Consider the following 22,465-nt stretch of genomic DNA (forward strand, 5'->3'; position numbering starts at 1 on the left):
GTTATTTTGTCGTACCGTAGAGACGTTGCATGCGGTGGAGACGTTGCATGCAACGTCTCTACGCCGCGTGGTATTATTCGGATTTCAACGATTTTACAGGATTGATTAAGGCTGCTTTGAGGGCTTGAAAGCTGACGGTCAGGAGGGTAATACTAACGGCCAAGATGGCCGTAACCACAAAAATCCACCACGAAATCTCGGTTCGGTAGATATATTTTTGGAGCCATTTGTTCATAAAATAGTAAGCAATAGGCACTGCGATAAAACAGGAAATAATTACCAATACCACAAAATCTTTGGAGAGCAATTGCCACAGATTGGTGACCGAAGCACCTAGTACTTTACGAATACCTATTTCCTTCGTGCGCTGCTCGGCCACAAACGATGCCAGTCCAAATAAGCCTAGGCAGGAAATAAAAATAGCGAGAACAGCGAAGAAAGTAGCCAGTTTTCCGATGCGTTCTTCGGCTTTAAATTTGGCATTGTATTCTTCATCTACAAATTGGTAGTCGAAAGGAACGGTGGGAACAATTTTCTTAAAAACAGCCTCAATTTTTGGCAATGCCTGACTGATACTTACAGATGAATTAATTTTGACATTCAACCAGTTAGGCTTCCCATTAATGGGTTTTATGTAAAAAATAGCAGGTTTAACGGGCTCATAAGGAGACTCCATTACCATATCTTTTATAATACCTATCACTTGAAAGTAGGCCGTATTTTCGCGAAACTTCCAGCTGATTGTTTCGCCAAGAGGATTTTGTAATCCCATGTATTTCATGGCAGCCTCGTTAATAACGATACCCGAAGAATCAGTGGCATACTTCCTCGAAAAATCTCGACCTTTTACAAACTGCCAGCCTACAGTTTTGCCATGCTCATGGGAAACGGTTATGGTGCTGAAACTTTTGTCTTGCTCGGGCTTTTTTCCTTTCCACTCCAAACCATCATTGTTTGAAGACACCTGGGTCATTCGTCCCATTGATGCCGATATTTCGGACACGGCACCTGTATTTTTCAGTTCAGTTCTAAGTATCTCATGTTTCCCCGAAAAAGCATCAGATTTCATTGCCAACATCAATAACCCTTCGCGGGTATAGCCCACAGGACGGTTTTTAGCAAATTGAACTTGGCGATACACAACAATCGTACTGATAATGAGGGTAACTGAAATGGTAAACTGAAAAACGACTAAGACTTTTCGGGGTGTAAACGCAAAGCGATTGACAACGTTTATGCCTTTCAAAACTTTGATAGGTTGGAAAGAAGACAAATAAAAAGAAGGATAACTACCTGCTAACAGCCCAGTTACAAAAATAAAAAGCAGACAAAATAGCCAAAAATAAGCATTAGTCCAAGGTATGCTTATCGCTTTGGCAGATAAATCATTGAACCAAGTGAGCGTAAATAGCAGCAGAAAAAAAGCGAGAAAAAAAGACAGCAGTACCACTAAAAAAGACTCGCTAAAAAACTGGCTGATTAATTGACCTTGAACCGACCCAATCGCTTTGCGAATACCTACTTCTTTGGCACGTTTTTCGGAGCGAGCTGTACTTAAATTGACAAAATTAATGCAAGCCAATAGCAGTACAAATGCCCCAATAATACCAATTAACCAAACCATTTGAGTAGGTTCGGGATTTACGGCTCCGTTCTTAAACGGATACAAATGCCAATTGTGCATCGGATGTAAAAATACCTGTGGATTTTCAGCGACCTTGTCTTTTAAGTCACCAATATTTTTCAGTTCAGCATCTTTTATTGTTTTAGAAACGCGCTCAAAATCCGTCGTTGGTTGAATTTCTACGTAAACTTTCAAAAAATGGTTGTGCCAATTGTTAGCAGATTCCCTCACCCACTCATTGTCCGATACCCACAAGTCAAACGGTGCAAAAAAGTTGATGTCATTAAATACTGAATTAAGTGGCAAATCTTCGTACACGCCCGTGACGGTGACATCTAATTTGTTATTGATTTTCATCACCTGATTAAGTGGGTCGGTATCCCCAAATAGTGCTTGTGCCGTAGAAGCCGAAATCAATATAGAATGAGGGTCGTTAAGACCCGCCCAACTACCATAAATCATTTTTAAGGAAAGCATTTCGGGAGCTTTTGCTTCCATAAATTGGCCTTTCCTTAAAAATTTACTCTCACCTGCCGTCAGAATATAATCTCCTGAATTTGAAGATGTTACAATGTGTTTAAAGTTATTTTGGTAATTCGTTTTTAATTCTGTTGCCAGCGGATACTGCACCGAATTAGAGTAACCTACATTTCCTTCATCCGTTTCTCTGATCATCACTTGGGCAATCCGCGCATAATTCTGGTGGTATTGGTTGAAACTCAATTCATCCCAAACCCAGAGCCCACTGAGGATAGCCACGGCCATTCCCGTGGCCAATCCGAAGATATTGATGAAGGAGTAACCTTTGTGTTTCAACAGGTTACGAAAGGCGATTTTGAAATAGTTTTGTAACATGGTCGGGCTGTATAAGTAGGTTGTTGGATAGATTGAAGGCTTTCTTTTAACATATCTCAGTTTCATAAATCCCATTACTTCCCACCAATACAGCCAACGGGCGCGGCGCAAGCCGATTCGCTTGACTTGGTAGTCAAATTCTTCATGCAAATCCCCCTGCACTTCCTCCAGTAAGTGAGGAGCGCAGAAAAACTGCAAAAAGCGGTCGGCAAGGCGGGGTGGTTTCATACTCAGACAGATAATTTAAGAGGATTGGCTAAACGGTTCCAAAAACTCGCTCTTACTTCTTGAATTTCGTGTAAGGTTCGTTGCCCGAAGGTTGTCACCGAAAAAAGCCTTTTACGGCGACCTCCACGTTCGGCCGTTGGTTCCCCCATCTCTGATTTTACCATGCCTTTTTCTTCCAGTCGTTGTAAGGCAGAGTGAACTTGATTGAGGCGCACATCACGACCCGTTTCATGAAGGATTTCGTGAGTTATGGCTACCCCATAGGCTTGACCTTCCATGACTGCTACAGCCAGTAAAACAATTTCTTCAAATTCTCCTAGGTAAACTCGTTTCATCGGATTGTATTATATCTATTTTTGCTGATAAAATAACTTGCCAACTTGTTGATAAATAAGTATTGTGTTGATTGTTAGGGTTTTGTAAAAACTATAAGTGAACAAATCTGTCCATAATCGGACAGATTTGTTCACTTATGGACAACTGCATGGGTAGAAAATTTACTCCACCTTCAAAGCCTCTACAGGGTCAGACAAGGCGGCTTTTGTACTGCGAAAACTGAGGGTGATAAAAGCGATGACCATCGTTAGAAGTCCTGCGAGAGTGAGAATTTGCCAATCTACTTCGATGTGATAGACAAAATCAGCCAACCACTGATTCATGAGGTACCAAGCTGCAGGAGTAGCTAGTACAATCGCTACCAAAATGGGTTTTAAGAAGTCGATAGAAAGAAGCCGTACAATGCTTGCCACCGAGGCTCCGAGCACCTTCCGAACGCCAATTTCTTTGGTGCGTCGAGCTACCATGAACAAAACGAGGCCGTACAAGCCCAAACATCCAATTAAAATGGCAATTGTCGAAAAAACACTTGCCAATCGAACCGTCAATTGTTCGGTTTCGTAAAATTTTGCCAATTGTTCGTCGAGGTATTCATAGCTAAATACCTCATTAGGGTAGATTTTTTGCCAAGTTTGCCGGACGTGGTCAAGGGTGTTTGAAGGAGACGCTGCTGCAATTCGAACGCCCACTTTTCGATAACGGTCGGTTTGAGTGGAAATCACACAGGGCTCAATTTGTTCGCGCAAAGAGCGTAGGTGAAAATCTTTGACCACCCCCACCACAGGCGCAGCTACGGGCGATAGGTAGGTTTCAATTTTATGGCCTAGTATGTCATTGGGGGCTTTGATGTTTAATTTTTTGAGCAACGCTTCATTGACCACATATTCTCGAATGGTATCCGACGGCGCAACATTTCTGCCCGCCACCAGTTGCAATCCGTACGTTTTTAGAAAATCTGCATCGCCCAGTCGTTCTCGTATCGGAAAAGCTTCCCACTGCGCGCGATTGTCGAATTTGAACGAGCCGCCATTCATCACCGAAGCCGCCGGCGGACGATAAGCCGCACTCACCGCCTGTATTTCGGGGTATTGAAGCAAGGAATTTTTAAAAGCCGTGAGGGCCGTTGGGGAAGGGTCAGGTAGGTTGACGACTAAAACATTGTCTTTGTTAAAACCCAAATCCGACTGTTCTACATATTTCATTTGCCTAGTCACTACCAGCGTTCCGATGATAAGAGCTTGGCAAATGGAAAATTGAACCACAATCATCGACTGCCGCAGCGAAAAACCTCCCCTTTTTGGCATAACTCCTTTTCCTTTTAATGCCTGCCAAGGGCTAAAGCCCGACATCATAAACGCAGGATACCCTCCCGCTAGTGCGATGATAACAATCAAAAGCAGTAGTAAAAACAGGGATGAAGATGTATTTAAGATAAATGAAAGATGTAAGCCCAACCATTGGTTAAACATAGGCAGTAGTAAAATAATCAACACCAATGCCACTCCTTTAGCTCCTAAGACAATCAGCGCTGTTTCCAACAAAAACTGACGCATTACTTGCCATTGGCTACTTCCTAACGTCTTTCGAATGCCGATTTCTTTGGCCCGACTCAACGACTGCGCCGTGGCTAAGTTAATAAAATTGAGGCAGGCAATCAGAATCAAAAACGCACCAATCCATCCCAAAGACCACAATAATGAGCGCTGAATCAACGTACCCCCCATTCGTTTTATGTCAAAATGCACATCGGCCAATGGTTGAATGTGAAACTGAAAAACTGAAGCATCTTTGCCGTAGTGCTTTTGAGAAATAGAAGGAAAGGCTGCCGCTAACTGAGCCGCCGAACTTGGCTCTTTGAGAGTGAAATAAATACGGTCGGTAGAGTTGAGTGCCCACCAATCATTCAGGTTTTGGTCGGGGAGGAGATGAGAGAAAGTTGCCATCGAAATAAACAACTGCACATCGTTGTTGGTGGTACGAGGTGGGTCAGATAAAACGCCCGTTACTTTTACTTTTGTCAAATGATTCAAGTCCAATACTTTACCGATAGGGTCTTCATTGCCAAAGTATTTTTTTGCCCAAGATTCGGTAAGTACTACAGTGTTGGGTTCTTGAAGGGAGGTCTTTGGGCTTCCTTTAAGCCATCGATAATCAAATATCTCAAGCCACTCTGATTCGATTAAAGCACCTGTGTTTAGTTCTAAAAAACGTTGAGAGATTCCATTTTGAGTGGCGGGAAGGCTCACGGTTAGTTCACGTAGCGTCTTCAACGCCGCTGCTTGCTCTACTTGGGAAAAACCGTCTCGTAGCGCCTTCGCCATGGGAAGAGGCGCTTCGGGGTAGGTTTCGACGGAACCATCTTCTAAATGCAAATCTAGTACAATCCGAAAAATGCGATCAAACTTTTGATGATGACGGTCGGTGCTGAGATGATACGAGATGAAGAGAAAAATCAGCAGCCCACTCGTCATACCTACTGCTAGTCCTGTAATATTGAGAAGGGTATAAGCTTTTTTGGACCAGAGGTTCCGAAAGGCAATTTTAAAGTAGTTTTGGAGCATATCTATAAGGTTCATAATCAATAGAATGACAAGTTACGATACATTTAGAAAATGCTACTGTTAAAAGATGTTAAGGGAGAATGTAATCTATAATTGGGAACAAAAGCAGATATATTAGATGTAGTATTGGCAAATTCACACTATACTTTTTATAATTTTGGATAAAACATGGAAAATATGTTTGAAACAATACTAACTTGAATCCTCATCAACCCAAGTTGTATACATGAAAATCTTGTTAGTGGAAGATGAAGAACGATTAGCGTCGTTTATTCGAAAAGGTATCTCAGCTGAAGGCTATGAAGTAACCGTGGCTTATGATGGACGCACTGGCCTTTCATTGTTTCGGAAAGATATTTATGATATTATCATATTAGATGTAAATCTCCCTCAACTTAATGGATTTGAGCTTTGTCGCCTTATTAGATCAGAAAATGAGGAAGTGCCTGTTTTGATGCTAACAGCTTTGGATAGTATGGCCGACAAATCGGACGGTTTCAATGCGGGGGCAGATGATTATTTGGCCAAACCTTTTGAGTTTCAGGAATTGCTATTGAGACTTAGAGCACTTACAAGGAGAAATGGATTCAAGCAAAAGCAAATTCTTCGATTGGCGGATTTAGAATTGAATTTGGACACCAAAACCGTAACCAGAGCAGGGAAGCGGATTGATCTCACTACGCGAGAGTATTCTTTGATGGAGTATTTGATGCTCAACAAAGGCAAAACCATTTCGCGAGTCGACATTAGTGAGCGGGTGTGGAGTCTCAATTTTGATAGCAATACCAACGTAATCGACGTATATATCAGTTATTTAAGAAAAAAAATCGATAAAGATTTTTCTCCAAAATTACTGCATACGATTGTTGGAATGGGCTATGTTTTACGGGAAGGATAAATATTTCGTGCTTTCTTTTTATGCTTATTCGCAATCGACTCACTATTATTTTTACCCTACTTGCTACAGGCATTCAAGTGACATTGTCGGTATTGGTATGGTACTTTTATTCATTGTATAGGCAAGAAGAATTTTATAGTAGGCTCGAAGGCAAAGCCCGAATGGCGGGGCGATTGCTGATTTCGAAGCGTCACTTGCATGATGATTTTTTTAAAAATATGGTAAAGACCGATTTGCTAACTCTCGTAGAAGAGCAAATTAGTATTTATGATAGAGAACGCCGTCTTATTTTTACCAATCGAAATTTGAAGGAGACGGAGTATTACAAAGAAAAAATAAACAATCTTTCCTCGACTTCTTTGTCTGAATTCAAAACAGGACATTTGGAATCAATTTTGATGCCTTATCGCGACCGAGAGCAATTGTTTTATATTTTTTCTTCGGGTTATGACCGCATCGGATTGGCCAAGTTGGCTACCTTACAGCAAATCCTGCTGTTGGCAAATCTGCTGGGCTTTGCTTTGATTGTATTGGCGGGGTGGTATTTTTCGGGAAGAGTATTGAAGCCTATTTCTCAAATTGTGGACGAAGTGGAGCAAATCACCGCTGTAGATCTGCATAAGCGGGTACATGAGGGAAATCGGCGTGATGAAATTGCGCAGCTTGCCATTACTTTTAATCGAATGCTTTTTAGGTTAGAAGATGCTTTTGTATCCCAGCGAAGTTTTGTAGCTCATGCTTCTCATGAGCTTCGCACGCCGCTTACCAATACCTTGGGCACTTTAGAGACCTCGCTACGGTATGACCAAAATCCGGCCGATTGGCGAGATAGCATGGAAATTGCCATTGAAGAGCTAAAAAAAGTAATTTCTCTAACCAATGGTTTGCTGAGTTTGACCAAAGTTACCGATGGCACCGTGGCCTTAGTAAATGTTCAAGTAGATGATTGTCTGCTGAATGCTATTGGACAGGTGCAGGCCAAATACCCACAGCGACAACTTCCGCTGCAATTTGTGACCAGTGAAGAGCCTTATTTTACCATAAAAGGCAATGCGGCTTTGTTGACTACGGCTTTTTTAAACATTTTAGACAATGCCTGTAAATATTCTACCCAGGAAGTAATAGTGAAACTGGAGTCAACAAAAAAACAAATGGTGTTGACGGTCACTGACAGAGGTCGGGGAATTGATGAAGTAGATATTGCTCATATCTTCAATCCTCTTTATCGAGGAAACAATGTAGAAGGTGTATCTGGCTATGGGGTGGGCTTGGCGGTTACTCAAAAAATCATAGAGCTACATCAGGGGGTGCTAAAAATCAATTCTCACCTCAATCAAGGCACGACAGTGCGTATTTGTTTGCCACTTTTAGTTTAATTTCTCATCTCGTTTTAATGTTTGCCTTTCGGCAACAGGATTTCTATTTTCTAAAATAAATTGGTTGTTAAGATTATAAAATAGTACATTTTGAAGATGTTTTTTTTGGGGGGTAATGATTTGTGGTCTTTCAATGGCCTAAATCAAGCTTTCAGAGCCTTTTTGATGTTCTTATTTTTTCTAATGACTTATGTCATTTTATGTATTTTTCTAATGTTTTCTAATTCCCTTCTCATATTGTTTTAATGTTGGGATGGTTGGTTTGTGTCGAAGCAACACAGAAACAAACCATGCAACGCCGAAATTTTCCCTCGATTTTGCTTTATAGTTTCGGATTGGCCTTAGCTAGTTCGTTGGTTTTTAACGGCTTTTTGCTTTACCAACAGCACCGTCAATACCGCCCAGATGAATACGAGTTGGAGGTGGCCGACAATGTAATGTTTCGGCAACAACTGTTGGAATGTGTACGGGACAATCGTCAAAAAGACAGTTTGATTAGGAAGCTAGAGCAATTTTCTAACGCTCCGCCGCTGCGCTCCCATGCTAAAGGGAAAAAATGATATTCAACTCAATCATAAAACCTCCTATTTATCCCACCATGAACATGTTAACTTCATTTTGTCTATTAGGGATGTTTCAAGTCGATACTTGATGCTCCTATTCTGAAATGGATATTTTTTTAATAATCCAACCCAGTGATACACTTTACATAACCATTCTCACAACAATTTCTCGTTAAATAAAATTAGTATGAAGACGACTCTCATGCTTACGGGCTTGTTTTGCCTACTGTGGTGTACAAGCTGCTCCGAAAAAGAGGAAAAAAAAGAAGAAGTAACCAAGTATGTAGTTACGGCTCCTCTCAAAAAAGACACTACGATTACGAAAGAGTATGTGTGTCAAATCCGCTCCATCCGTCACATCGAATTGCGTGCCCAGCAACGAGGCTACATCCAAGGGATTTTTGTGGATGAAGGGCAGATGGTAAAAGAAGGGCAGTTGATGTTTCAAATCATGCCCCAACTCTACGAAGCTGAAGTACAAAAAGCTGAAGCCGAAGCCAAATTTGCCAGTATTGAGTACAAAAATACCAAACGCCTTGCCGACAGCAACATTGTAGCTCCTAATGAATTGGCTATGATCAATGCCAAATGGGACAAAGCCAAAGCTGAGCTCGCCTTAGCGCAGATTCACTTAGGGTTTACCAAAATTAAGGCCCCTTTTTCGGGCATCATGGATCATTTTCAAGTGCGCTCTGGAAGTTTGGTCGAGGAAGGCGATTTGCTTACTACGCTTTCTGACAATAGTAAAATGTGGGTTTATTTCAATGTGCCCGAAGCTGAGTACTTGGATTTTAAGACCAAAACTCAGAATAATAATATGTCGAAGGTAAACTTGGTAATGGCCAACCATGAAGTGTTTGGGCATCCTGGGGTTGTGGAAACGATAGAAGCCGATTTTAACAACGAAACGGGAAATATCGCTTTTCGGGCCACTTTCCCAAATCCCAAAGGCTTGCTGCGTCATGGAGAAACGGGCAATATTCAAATGGTAGTGCCTCTCAAAAATGCCATTATTATCCCTCAAAAAGCCACCTTCGAGATTCTTGAGAAAAAGTACGTTTATGTGGTGGGTAAAGACAATGTTGTCAGATCGCGCGAAATTAACATCGCCGCCGAAATGCCCGACCTCTACGTGGTGAAAGATGGCTTAGCCGCCGACGAACGAATCTTGCTTGAAGGTATCCGTAAAGTACATGACAACGAGAAGATTCACTTTGATTACCAAGAGCCACGCAAGGTCTTAGCCAATCTTAAAGTGTACACTGAGTAATAGCTCTTCTCCCCAAAATATCGCAAGAATATGTTTAGTAAATTCATACATCGGCCAGTACTTGCTATCGTCATCTCGCTGGTCATTATTTTCATGGGGATATTGGCTATCACTAGCTTACCTATCTCACAATTTCCCGAAATTTCGCCCCCAATGGTTATCGTGCGGGCTTCTTACCCAGGGGCTAGTGCCAAAGTACTTACCGAGTCGGTATTGATTCCGATGGAACAGGCCATCAACGGCGTACCAGGCATGAAATACATGACTTCTGACGCCACCAGTGCTGGGGAAGCCAACATCCAGATTGTTTTTAACTTAGGTACTGATCCTGACCAAGCCGTCGTCAACGTCAATACGCGTATTGCGCAGGTGCTCAACCGCTTGCCTATCTTGGTGCAGCGTGAAGGGGTCATCGTAAACCGTATTGTTCCCAACATGTTGATGTACGTCAACTTGTACAGCAAAGACCCCAAGGCCAACATGAAGTTTCTTTTCAACTTTGCGGGGGTAAATATGTTGCCTGAACTTCAACGGATTACGGGAATTGGACAAGCCAGTATCTTAGGGAGTCGCCAGTACGCCATGCGGATTTGGCTCAAACCCGACCGTATGCGGGCTTATAATATCTCCGCCGACGAGGTGATGGAAGCCCTCAACGACCAGAGTGTGATTGGGTCGCCTGGGCGGATTGGCCGAAGCGACGGAAAACGCGCCGAAGCCTTGGAATACGTACTGACCTACCAAGGGCGTTTCAACGACGTGGAGCAGTACAAAAACGTGATTGTGAAGGCAAATCCTAACGGTGAAATTCTAAAATTGAAAGACATTGCCGAAGTGGAGCTTGGTAGCGAATATTATGACATTTATTCCAACCTCAACGGCTACCCGTCGGCGGCGATTATGCTCAAACAAACCTACGGAAGTAACGCCAGCGATGTCATTAAAAGCGTAAAGGCCAAGCTGGATGAAATGAAGAAAACGTCGTTTCCGCCTGGTATGGATTACGAAATTAGCTACGACGTTTCGCACTTTTTGGATGCCTCCATCGAAAACGTCATTCACACCCTGCGCGATGCCTTTATTCTGGTGGCTTTGGTGGTATTTATCTTCTTGGGCGACTGGCGTTCTACGCTCATCCCTACGCTGGCCGTGCCTGTTTCGCTGATTGGTGCGTTTATCTTTATGCAACTCTTTGGCCTGACCATCAACATGATTACGCTCTTTGCGTTGGTACTTGCCATCGGTATTGTGGTCGATGACGCCATTGTGGTCGTGGAGGCCGTCCATGCCAAAATGGAAGAAGAGCCGCACCTCACGCCTTACAAAGCCGTCAAGAAAGTACTTCGCGAAATCAGCGGTGCCGTTATTGCCATCACGTTGTTGATGACCGCCGTGTTTGTTCCCGTCGCGTTTATGACAGGCCCCGTGGGGATTTTCTACCGCCAGTTTTCGATTACAATGGCTACGTCTATCGTCATTTCGGGGCTGGTAGCGCTTACCCTTACGCCTGTGCTCTGTGCCATGATTTTGAAAAACCACCACGGAAACCATCGCAAGAAAACCATCATCGACCGCTTCATTGATGCCTTCAACCGGGGTTTTGAAAAACTGACGGGTCGGTACGTGGGGCTTCTGCGCCTCATCGTCAACCGCCGCGTGGTGACTTGGGGAATCTTGTTGGCTTTTGGAATTGGAATTTTCGGAATTACGGCCAAACTCCCCTCGGGCTTTATTCCTAGCGAAGACCAAGGCATGATTTACGCCATCGTCCAAACGCCTCCAGGCTCCACCTTGGAACGCACCAACGACATTACCCGCAAACTCCAAGCCATTGCCGAAAAAGTAGAGGGGATTCAGTCGGTTTCAGCGCTTGCGGGCTACGAAGTACTTACCGAAGGGCGGGGATCAAACGCGGGTACGTGTTTGATTAACCTCAAACCTTGGGACGAGCGTAAACACACCGTCAATGAGATTATTTATGAATTAGAAGAAAGGGCCAAAGTAATCCCTGGCGCAACCATCGAATTTTTTGACCCACCAGCCGTACCAGGCTACGGAGCTGCGGGTGGTTTTGCGCTGCAATTGTTGGACAAAACCAACACGGGTGATTACAAACAACTCGAAAAAGTCAGCTCCGACTTTATGAGTGAACTCAAGAAGCGGAAAGAACTGACGGGCTTGTTTACCTTTTACAGTGCCAATTACCCCCAATACGAACTCGAAATTGATAATAAATTGGCCATGCAAAAGGGGGTTTCGATTGGCAACGCCATGAATACACTCTCCATCTTGATTGGTAGTACGTACGAACTCGGTTTTATTAAGTTTCAGCGTTTCTTTAAGGTGTTTGTGCAAGCATCGCCCGAATACCGCCGACTCCCTGATGACATTATGAACCTGTACGTCAAAAACAAGTACGACGAAATGGTGCCGTTCTCGGCCTTTATGCGCATCAAAAAATCGCAGGGCGCCAACGAAATCAACCGCTATAACATGTACACCACTGCGGCTTTCCGTGGGGCACCTGCCAAAGGATACAGTAGTGGGGAGGCCATCAAGGTGATTCAGGAAGTGGCCAAGAAAACCCTTCCACGCGGCTACGACATCGACTGGGGTGGGTTGTCGAAAGACGAAGTAATGCGGGGCAACGAGGCACTTTACATTTTCCTCATCGTATTGGCCTTTGTGTATTTTGTCCTTGCTGCCCAGTACGAGAGCTTTATTCTACCGCTGGCGGTGGTCTTCTCGCTGCCTGCGGGGGTCTTCGGTTCTTTCTTGCTCATTAAAGTGATGGGACTTGCCAACGACATTTATGCCCAAGTAGGGTTGGTGATGTTGGTCGGGTTGTTGGGGAAAAACGCCGTTTTGATTGTGGAATTTGCCGTCCAGAAACACAAGGAAGGCTTCACCGTTTTGAACGCTGCTATCGAAGGTGCCAAGGTACGTTTCCGCCCCATTTTGATGACGTCTTTTGCCTTCATTGCGGGGTTAATTCCGCTTGTGCTTGCCACAGGCGCAGGGGCCATCGGAAACCGTACAATTGGTTCGTCGGCACTAGGAGGAATGCTTTTCGGGACTGTATTCGGCGTGATTATCGTTCCTGGGCTGTACTTTATTTTCGGAAAAATAGCCGAAGGTCGTCAGTTGATTAAAGGCGAAAAAGAGAATCCGTTAACCGAAGAAATTGAGCACTAATGTTTAAGAAAATCATCATACTCGGTCTTGGAGTTGCGGGGTTAACGTTGGCCATTTCGGGCTGCAAAACCCCAGCGCTGGTCACCAAAACCGAACGAAACACCTTACCTGCGAGTTTCAATAACTCTCAGGACTCGACCAGCAGCGCCAAAGTTCGGTGGAAGGAGTTCTTTACCGACCCTTACCTTACGGCCTTGATTGATAGCGCCTTGCAAAACAATCAGGAGCTAAACATTACGATGCAGGAAATCGAAATGTCGCGCAACGAAATCATGGCCCGTCAAGGGGAATACAAACCTTTTGTGGGCATCCGTGGAAGTGCGGGCGTGGACAAAGTGGGGCGTTATACCAACATCGGAGCCAGCGAAGCAACCACCGACATCAAACCTGGCCGAGAAACGCCCGAACCGTTGCCCAATTTTTTGGGAGGACTTTTTGCCACGTGGGAAATCGACATTTGGCATAAACTCCGTAATGCCAAAGACGCCGCCGTGCATCGGTACTTGGCCAGTGGTGAAGGTAGAAATTTCATGGTGACCAACTTAATTGCCGAAATTGCTACTTCGTACTATGAGTTGTTGGCACTTGACAATCAATTGGCGATTATTCACCAAAACATTGATATTCAGAACAATGCCCTTCGTATTGTGCGCCTTCAAAAAGAAGCCACCAAGGTAACAGAATTGGCCGTTCGGCGGTTTGAGGCCCAAGTATTGAACACTCAAAGTTTGCAATACAATATCCAGCAACGAATCATCGAAACCGAAAACCGTATCAATTTTTTGGTGGGACGCTATCCCCAAACCGTGGCGCGTAGTTCACAAGATTTTAGCAATTTAGTCCCCGAGACCATTCATACAGGCTTGCCTTCGCAGTTGTTGGCCAATCGCCCCGACATTCGTCAGGCAGAGCAGGAATTGGCCGCCAACAAACTCGACGTGCAAGTAGCCAAAGCCCGTTTTTATCCTTCGTTGGGCATTTCGGCAGGACTGGGTTATCAGGCTTTTAATCCGCTTTATTTGTTAAAAACACCCCAATCGCTCCTTCTTTCTTTGGCGGGGGATTTGACGACGCCGTTGGTCAATAAAAATGCCATCAAAGCCTCTTATTTCAACGCCAATGCCAAGCAGATTCAGGCCGTGTATAACTACGAACGTACGCTGTTGAATGCCTACATCGAAGTGGCCAACCAAATGGCGAAAATAGGTAACTTGGAAAAAACGTACGACACAAAGTCAAAAGAGGTTCAGGCACTTACGCAGTCGATTACGATTTCAAACAACCTGTTTAGCTCGGCCCGTGCCGACTACATGGAGGTATTGCTGACGCAACGCGACGCCATAGAATCGCGGTTTGACTTGGTCGAAACCAAGATGCAACAGATGAATGCTGTTGTGAATATTTACCGTGCCTTAGGTGGGGGTTGGAATTAATTGATTTTGTCGCCGTTTGCCGCCATTGTAGAGACGTTGTATGCGTAGAGACGTTGTATGCGTAGAGACGTTGCATGCGTGGAGACGTTGCATGCAACGTCTCTACAACAAAATACGTTTATTCTGATTTTAAACTTTTCACGGGGTTCATCAACGCCGCTTTAATGGCTTGATAGCTGACTGTTAGGAGTGCGATACCGATGGTCAAGATGGCCGTAACCACAAAAATCCACCACGAAATCTCGGTACGGTAGGTGTATTTTTCTAGCCATTGGCTCATAAAATAATACGCAATGGGCGACGCAATAAGCAACGAGAGAACCACCAACACCACAAAGTCTTTCGACAATAAGCCCCACAAATTGGCAGTCGTTGCACCAAGTACCTTGCGTACCCCCATTTCTTTGGTGCGTTGTTCGGCCACAAACGACGCCAACCCAAACAAGCCCAAGCAACTGATGAATATCGCTAAAATGGCAAAAATGGAGGCTATTTTACCCAAACGTTCTTCATTGGCAAATTTTTTGGCATATTCCCCATCCACAAATTTGTAATCAAACGGCACCGCAGGATTGTATTTTTGAAACACCTCGGCTATTTTGCCAACGGCGGTAGAAGTGGCCATTGTCTGATTTAGTTTGATGTTAATCGTGTATTGGTTGTTGTAATCCAACAAAAACACCGTAGGCAATATCGGCTCAAAGGGCGATCCCATCACAATGTCTTTGATTACACCAATCACCTCGTAGCTTTTCCCGTTCCATTTTACGGTTTCGTTAATGGGGTTTTTCAAGCCCATGTACTTTACGGCCGTCTCATTGATGACAATGGCCGAAGAGTCTGTTGAAAACTTTTTGGAAAAATCGCGTCCTTCCCGAAAGCGCCACCCTACGATTTTGCTGTAATCGTGCGTCACTCGGAAAGTCGCAAAATTATCTTCAAAGCCTGGGGCTTTACCTTTCCATTCAAACCCACTTTGGTTTTCCCACACATCCGTAATCGGAGAAGAAGAAACAGCCAAGTTGGACACCGCTCCCGACTGAAGTAACTCGTTTTTAATCACTTCGTAGTTTTGGTAAAGGTCGGGCGTAATCATATAGACGGCCATCAGCCCTTCTTTATCGTAACCCACGTTTCGGTTTTTTGCGTGCTGGATTTGGAGATAAATAACACTTGTGTCAATGATTAGCACAATGGAAACCGTAAACTGTATCACTACCAAAATTTTCCGTGGCGTCGGGGCAAAGGCTCCTCTCCGCAAACGCGACGACGGGAAACCGATTCCTTTGAGCACTTTTATCGGCTGAAAAGAAGACAAGTAAAACGCAGGATAGCTCCCCGCCAATAAGCCCGTCAATACGCTAAAGCTCAGCACCGACAGCCAAAAAACAGGGTTTAACCATAACATTGTTATTTTTTTATCGGCCAACTCATTGAAAAAAGGCAACGCCAGTTGCACCAAAAGCAACGCAAAACCCAAGGCAATAAAAACAACCAAGAACGATTCGCCGAAAAACTGCGCAATCAATTGTTGGCGAAGCGACCCCATCGACTTCCGAATCCCGACTTCTTTGGCGCGCTTTTCGGAACGGGCAGTACTCAGGTTCGTAAAATTAATGCAAGCCAACAACAGCACAAACACGCCAATAATACCATACAGCCAAATAAATTCGAGCTGGTCGCTCATCACGCTTTTTCGGTTGGCAAACTTGGAATACAAATGCCATTGGCTCATCGGGTGAACAAACAATTCGGGATTGTACGCGACGCGTTTTGCATCCAAATGTTTCCGTTTTATGTCTTTAATTTTGGCCGAAACACCCGCAAAGTCAACTTGAGGAGCAAGCTGTACATAAATCTTGTATGAATTATCGTTCCAATCGTTTTCTTGCTCTTTCATAAAACTCATAAAAGATGCCAGTAAATCCCACGGCCCGATAAAGGTCAGGTCTTGAAATTCCGAGTTTTTGGGCAAATCCTTATACACGCCCGCCACTTTTGCCTCCATCCGATTTTTTATCTTTACGATTTTATCCAACGGATTTTCTTCCCCAAAAAGCTTTTTAGCGAGTGATTCAGAAAGTAAAACCGAATGAGGGTCTTTAAGCGCCGCGCGGGTTCCATACACCATGTCTAGCCCAAACAATTCGGGGGCATCGGGCTGCATAAAACTCCCTGATTGAAAGAACTTTTTATCCCCCGACAATATAGCATACTTCTGCGTGGAGGTAGTCATGGCGATATACTTAAAATCAGAACCATACGACGCGCGCAACTCGGCCGCCAACGGAATGGGGTTTGTCATGTACGTTCCTTCGCCATTGTGCACCATTATTCGCCCAATGAGGTCGTAGTTTTTGAAATTTTTGTTAAAACTCAGTTCATCCCACACCCAAAGACCAATGAGCATCGCCACGGCCATGCCCGTCGCCAAACCGAAGATGTTGATAAACGAGTAACCTTTGTGTTTCAGCAGGTTACGAAAAGCGATTTTAAAATAGTTGCGTATCATAGCAGGGCTGTATGTGTAAGAGGTTGAATACTTAGAATGGGCACTAAAACGACGTCGCAGAAAATAAGGGCGACAAAAACGGATAACTTCAAAGAAATACATCCAACGGGCTCGCTGCGCTCCAAACTCCTCGGCCTGAAACGCAAACTGCTCGTGCAAATCCCCCAACAGTTCTTCGTAAAGCTCTGAAGGGAGAAAGCGTTTGACCAAGCCATCGAGCCAAGCGGGTGGTTTGTTTTGCATAGGGCTTGCCTTTTGCTTACTTGCCTTTTAAAAATTATTCTGATTTTAAACTCTTTACGGGGTTCACCAAAGCGGCTTTGATAGCTTGAAAACTCACGGTTAGCAGCGTGATTATCAAAGCTCCCGCACCCGCCGCCACAAAAATCCACCATGAAATAGCGGTATGGTAGCTGTATTTCTGAATCCAGTTATTCATAAAGTAATACGCAACTGGCGACGCAATAAAAAGCGAGATAACCACCAACAGTACAAATTCCTTTGAAAGTAAACCCCACAAATTAGTTATACTTGCTCCCAACACTTTTCTTATTCCGATTTCTTTGGTACGCTGCTCGGCAATAAAGGAAGCCAAGCCAAATAAACCTAAGCAGGAAATAGCAATAGCGAGAATGGCAAAAAGGAAAGCTAATTTGCCGATGCGTTGCTCGGATGTAAACTTTTTACTGTATTCTTCATCCACAAAAAAATAGCGGAATGGGGCTGAGGGAACGAGTTTTTTCTGGGTAGCTTCTATTTTGGCGAGTGCCTCTGAAATAGGTAAATTAGGATTGATTTTTATTTGCATTTGTCCTAAAGAACGAACATTTCGTAACATATACAACCCCATTTTTACAGGTTCGTAAGGCGACTCAGCCACTAAATCTTCGATTACCCCTATGATTTGCCAGCGGCGCTTGTTATCACCTGTCGAAGTTATATACTCACCTATTGGGTTTTTCAAAGCCAGGTACTTGGCCGCCGATTCATTGATGATAACAGCAGCGGTATCCATACCAAATTCTTTCGAAAAGTTACGCCCCTGTTTCACTTTCCATTGAATGGTATTACCAAAATCTTCGTCTAATTGGGTAACTGAAAAATAGGATTGGGCTTCCGGATTTTTGCCTTTCCAATCAAAACCACCCCAATTGTCCCATATGGAGGTAACGGGCATATTTGAAAAAGCTATGTTTGTCGCTACGCCATTTCGCAGTAAATTATCTTTCATCACCAATTTACTGTTTTCAAAGTTGGGGTCGTCCATCGAAATCCTCACCAAACTGCTTCTGTCATACCCCACGGGACGGTTTTGAGCATATTGGATTTGCTGATATACTACGATAGTGCCAATAATCAACACCACCGAAACCGTAAACTGTACTATTACCAATACTTTACGTGGTAAAGAGGCGTATTTTCCCAAGCGAATCGTTCCTTTCAATACTTTTACAGGCTCAAATGAAGACAGATAAAAGGCAGGATAAAACCCTGATAATAAAGCTGTAATGGTAAGAAATGCAAAGCTGATTCCTAAAAAATAGGGGTTAGTGAAAGGAATGTTTATTTTCTTATCAGCCAGCTCATTAAACCAGCCAATAGATGCCCCAACGATACCCAGCATGACAATAAACGCCAACCCTACCACCAAAAACGATTCTCCCAAAAATTGGTTGACCAACTGTGATTTTACCGAACCAACGGCCTTACGGATGCCTACTTCTTTGGCTCTTTTTTCGCTTCGGGCCGTACTTAGATTCATAAAATTGATACAAGCCAAAAGCAACACAAATACACCCACGATGCTAAACAGCCACACAAAAGTAATGCGCCCGGTGGCAGGGTAACCGTCTTTGAATTCAGAATACAAATACCAGTTTTTCATGGGGTTAAGGTAAAGTGTGGCCTTGTATTTTTTTGCCGGTTCCTTAAAACTATCCGGTGCATCTTTCAAATAAAAATCTCTAACCGCGGCATTGGCCTGCTCCATCGTTACCTTATCGGCCGTTTGTATAAAAATGCGTTGTGAGCTGTTGTTCCAATTCTCCTCGCTGCCTTTTACCCACTTCTCATTGTTACGGAGATACTCAAAATTGCCGATAAAATGGATGCCGCCCAGCGTAGAATTTTGGGGAGCATCTTCATATACCCCGCTCACTTTGCAATAAAACTTATTGTCTAATTTTATGGCTTCCCCAATTGGGTCTTTATCGCCAAAAATAGACTTAGCTGCTGATTCAGACAGAATCATTCCTTGTGGATCATTAAGGCTTTCTTTACTGCCTTTGAGCATTTTTAAGGAAAACATATCGATCACTCCGTTTTCAAAAAACTGCCCTTTCCTGATATGATTTTCATTACCCACACTTAAGGTAGTTTCACCGTCCCAGTGCACCAATAGCACGTGCTTGAAAATATGTCCGTATTTTTCTCGTAACACTTTAGCCATTGGTTGTGGTTGGCTACTACCCTCTACTTGTTTTTGATCCAAAGGCTCTGTGACGTGATTGTAAACCTGAGCAATGTGATCGTAGTTTTTGAAGTTTTTGTTAAAACTCAGTTCATCCCAAACCCAAAGTCCAATGAGCATGGCCACGGCCATACCCGTTGCCAAACCAAAGATGTTGATAAACGAGTAACCTTTGTGTTTCAGCAGGTTACGAAAAGCGATTTTGAAATAATTGCGTATCATAGCGGGGCTGTATGTGTAAGAGGTTGAATACTTAGAATCGGCACGAAAACGGCGTTTCAGAAAATACGGACGACAAAAACGGATGACTTCAAAGAAATACATCCAACGGGCTTTCTGCACTCCAATCTCTTCGGCTTGAAACGCAAACTGCTCGTGCAAATCTCCCAACAGCTCTTCGTAAAGCTCTGAAGGGAGAAATCGTTTGACCAAAGCGTCGAGCCAAGCGGGTGGTTTGTTTTGCATAGAGCTTGCCTTTTGCTTACTTTTCTTTTAAAAACTATTCTGATTTTAAGCTCTTTATGGGGTTCATCAAAGCCGCTTTGATGGTCTGGAAACTCACAGTTAAGAGAGTGATACCGACGGCCAAGATGGCCGTAACCACAAAAATCCACCACGAAATATCGGTGCGGTAGGTATATTTTTGCAACCAACCGTTGAGGAAATACCACGCAATCGGCGTAGAAATAACACAAGAGATAATCACCAACACGACAAAATCCTTGGACAATAAGCCCCAAAGGTTGGGAACAGTAGCCCCAAGTACTTTTCGGATACCAATTTCTTTGGTGCGTTGCTCGGCTACAAACGACGCCAAGCCAAACAAGCCCAAACAGGAAATGAAAATAGCCAATACCGCAAAAATCCCCGCTAATTGCCCAATGCGCGTTTCAGCCGCAAATTTTCGTTCGTATTCTTGGTCAGAAAATTTATAGTCAAACGGGCTTCCTGGATTGAATTTTCGGAATACGGTTTCTATTTTTTTGAGCGATTCGCCCGCACTCAACGCAGGATTTAATTTGACGTTAATCACGTTGGCCCACCCATAATCCATCATAAAAACGGTCTGATAAACGGGTTCAAAAGGAGACCCCATCATCATGTCTTTCACCACACCGACAACTTGAAAAGGTTTTCCGTTCCACTTAACAATTTTACCAACTGGATCTTTCAAACCCATATAACGGACAGCGGTTTCGTTAAGCACCATGCCCGATGAATCAGTCGAGAATTTTCGAGAAAAATCCCTCCCTTGTACAAATTGCCACCCGATTGTTTTTCCAAAATCGTGCGTCACTGCAATGGTTCCAAAGCTATCTTTAAAGTTGGGGTCTTTGCCCTCCCAGTCAAAGCCGCCGTTTTGTGAGTTTAGGTTGGTAGCGGGGGCAGATGAAGTTGACATTTCTACGGCTCCGCCGCTCTTTATAAGCGCATCTCGGAGAGCATTATAGTTTTGGTACAACTCAGGCGTATTCATCGTTACCGTAATCAGCCCATTGCGGTCGTAGCCAATCGGGCGATTTTTAGCGTATTGAATTTGACGAAGCACAATCGTCGTCCCAACAATGAGTGTCACTGAAACCGTAAACTGTATCACTACCAGCACTTTGCGAGGAATTGAGGCAAAACGCCCTGCCCTAAATGTGCCTTTTAAAACCTTTACTGGCTGGAAAGAAGACAAATACAACGACGGATAACTGCCCGCAATTAAGCCCGTCAGGACGCTAAAGCCAATACCCAACAACCAGAAAATAGGGTTAGCCCATAAAAGCGCCAATTTCTTGTCGGCCACTTCGTTAAAAATTGGGAGTAGCAAAAGCACCAATACCAAAGAGACGACAAAAGCACAGGCCACCACCAACAGCGACTCACTGAAGAATTGACTGATTAGCTGTGAACGAACCGAACCCACCGCTTTGCGAATGCCGACTTCTTTGGCGCGCTTTTCACTGCGGGCTGTGCTTAAATTCATAAAGTTGATACAGGCCAGCAACAACACAAAAACACCAATGATGCCAAACAGCCAAACGTACTGAATGCGGCCATCTGGCTTTCCTGTTTTGTCCCAGCCCGTGTATAAGTGCCACTTACTCATCGGATGAAGGAACACTTCATTTTTAAAGGAAGCCACTTCTGGTACATGCTTTATTTTGATGCCCTTGATTTTTTGTGTAACGGCGTCAAAATCAGCAGTAGGCGAAAGCTGTACCAACATTTCCCACGAGTTATTGTTCCATTCTACGTTGTCCTGTGCCCGCTTTACCCATGCTTCTGACGACACGTACAAATCCCACGGAGCAATGAATGTCATATCTTTGAAATGGCTATTATAGGGTAGGTCTTCGTAAACTCCAGTCACTTTTACGTTCAATTTATTGTCTATTTTCATCAGTTTCCCAACGGGTTCTTCCTCGCCAAATAAGGCCGTCGCCACCGATTCAGACAATAAAATAGATGAAGGATCTTTTAAGCCCGTTCGGGTGCCTTTGAGCATATTGAGCGACAGCATGTCTGGAGCATTGGGGCTTAAATAGTTGCCCTGTTTTGTAAACTTTTTGTCGCCGTACGCCAAAATATGCTCATACGTCCATGAAGACATCACAACATGTTTAAAATCAGCTGCATACATCGTTTGCAGTTCATTCCCCAACGGAATTGGCATATGACCTCCCGCGAAAAAATCTCCGTTGACTGATCCGTTTTGCATCACTTGAGCAATGCGGTCGTAATTTTTAAAGGACTTGTTGTAGGACAATTCATCCCACATCCAAAGGCCAATGAGCATCGCTACGGCCATGCCCGTCGCCAAGCCGAAGATGTTGATAAACGAATAACCTTTGTGTTTCAACAGGTTACGAAATGCGATTTTGAAATAATTGCGTATCATAGTGGGGCTGTATGTGTAAGAGGTTGAATACTTAGAATGGGCACTAAAACGACGTCGCAAAAAATAAGGGCGACAAAAACGGATGACTTCAAAGAAATATATCCAACGGGCTTTTTGCGCTCCATGCTCTTCGGCCTGAAACGCAAACTGCTCGTGCAAATCCCCCAACAGCTCTTCGTAAAGCTCCGAAGGGAGGAATCGTTTGACCAAGGCGTCAAGCCAAGCGGGTGGTTTGTTTTGCATAGGGCTTGCCTTTT

12 protein-coding genes are annotated in these 22,465 nt (G+C 43.9%); 6 read left to right on the forward strand and 6 right to left on the reverse strand.

The window, feature by feature from the left end:
* Positions 1–73: 73 nt before the first annotated feature.
* From P1X15_RS00075 to P1X15_RS00085, 3 genes are all read right to left on the reverse strand, one after another.
* Complete coding sequence (locus P1X15_RS00075) at positions 74–2,707, reverse strand: ABC transporter permease (RefSeq protein ID WP_277336107.1); 2,634 nt, start codon at positions 2,705–2,707, stop codon at positions 74–76.
* A gap of 2 nt (positions 2,708–2,709) precedes the next feature.
* A complete protein-coding gene (locus P1X15_RS00080; protein WP_277336108.1) occupies positions 2,710–3,042 on the reverse strand; it encodes a PadR family transcriptional regulator in 333 nt (110 codons plus the stop codon).
* Positions 3,043–3,204: 162 nt separating this feature from the next.
* Positions 3,205–5,619, reverse strand: a complete 2,415-nt coding sequence (locus tag P1X15_RS00085) for an ABC transporter permease (RefSeq protein WP_277336109.1) — start codon at positions 5,617–5,619, stop codon at positions 3,205–3,207.
* Between the two features lie 211 nt (positions 5,620–5,830).
* Between P1X15_RS00085 and P1X15_RS00090 the strand changes: the two genes are divergently transcribed.
* The 6 genes from P1X15_RS00090 to P1X15_RS00115 all read left to right on the forward strand — a co-directional run bounded on the left by P1X15_RS00090 (position 5,831) and on the right by P1X15_RS00115 (position 14,339).
* Complete coding sequence (locus P1X15_RS00090) at positions 5,831–6,502, forward strand: response regulator transcription factor (protein WP_277336110.1); 672 nt, start codon at positions 5,831–5,833, stop codon at positions 6,500–6,502.
* Between the two features lie 20 nt (positions 6,503–6,522).
* Complete coding sequence (locus P1X15_RS00095; RefSeq protein WP_277336111.1) at positions 6,523–7,878, forward strand: HAMP domain-containing sensor histidine kinase; 1,356 nt, start codon at positions 6,523–6,525, stop codon at positions 7,876–7,878.
* 290 nt (positions 7,879–8,168) lie between these two features.
* Entirely contained in the window at positions 8,169–8,438 is a 270-nt protein-coding gene (locus tag P1X15_RS00100; RefSeq protein ID WP_277336112.1) for a hypothetical protein, read from the forward strand.
* Positions 8,439–8,628: 190 nt separating this feature from the next.
* Positions 8,629–9,711 carry an efflux RND transporter periplasmic adaptor subunit gene (locus P1X15_RS00105; RefSeq protein ID WP_277336113.1) on the forward strand — a complete coding sequence of 361 codons (1,083 nt, stop codon included), beginning with the start codon at positions 8,629–8,631 and terminating at the stop codon, positions 9,709–9,711.
* Between the two features lie 30 nt (positions 9,712–9,741).
* The gene (locus tag P1X15_RS00110) at positions 9,742–12,906 is read left to right on the forward strand and encodes an efflux RND transporter permease subunit (protein WP_277336114.1); all 3,165 of its coding nucleotides are present in this window, start codon (positions 9,742–9,744) and stop codon (positions 12,904–12,906) included.
* Positions 12,906–14,339, forward strand: a complete 1,434-nt coding sequence (locus P1X15_RS00115) for a TolC family protein (protein ID WP_277336115.1) — start codon at positions 12,906–12,908, stop codon at positions 14,337–14,339. The genes P1X15_RS00110 and P1X15_RS00115 overlap by 1 nt, the downstream gene beginning before the upstream one ends.
* A gap of 118 nt (positions 14,340–14,457) precedes the next feature.
* Here the strand turns inward: P1X15_RS00115 and P1X15_RS00120 are convergent, their stop codons facing one another.
* Genes P1X15_RS00120 through P1X15_RS00130 form a run of 3 tightly spaced genes read right to left on the reverse strand, consistent with a single transcriptional unit; the run spans position 14,458 to position 22,451 of the window.
* Complete coding sequence (locus P1X15_RS00120; protein ID WP_277336116.1) at positions 14,458–17,094, reverse strand: ABC transporter permease; 2,637 nt, start codon at positions 17,092–17,094, stop codon at positions 14,458–14,460.
* 34 nt (positions 17,095–17,128) lie between these two features.
* The gene (locus P1X15_RS00125) at positions 17,129–19,786 is read right to left on the reverse strand and encodes an ABC transporter permease (RefSeq protein WP_277336117.1); all 2,658 of its coding nucleotides are present in this window, start codon (positions 19,784–19,786) and stop codon (positions 17,129–17,131) included.
* Positions 19,787–19,820: 34 nt separating this feature from the next.
* Positions 19,821–22,451: an ABC transporter permease gene (locus P1X15_RS00130; protein ID WP_277336118.1), complete on the reverse strand. Its 2,631-nt coding sequence runs from the start codon at positions 22,449–22,451 to the stop codon at positions 19,821–19,823.
* Between the last annotated feature and the right edge of the window lie 14 nt (positions 22,452–22,465).

Origin of the sequence: Runella sp. MFBS21 (genome assembly GCF_029433105.1) — a bacterium.
Taxonomy (GTDB): Bacteria; Bacteroidota; Bacteroidia; order Cytophagales; family Spirosomataceae; genus Runella.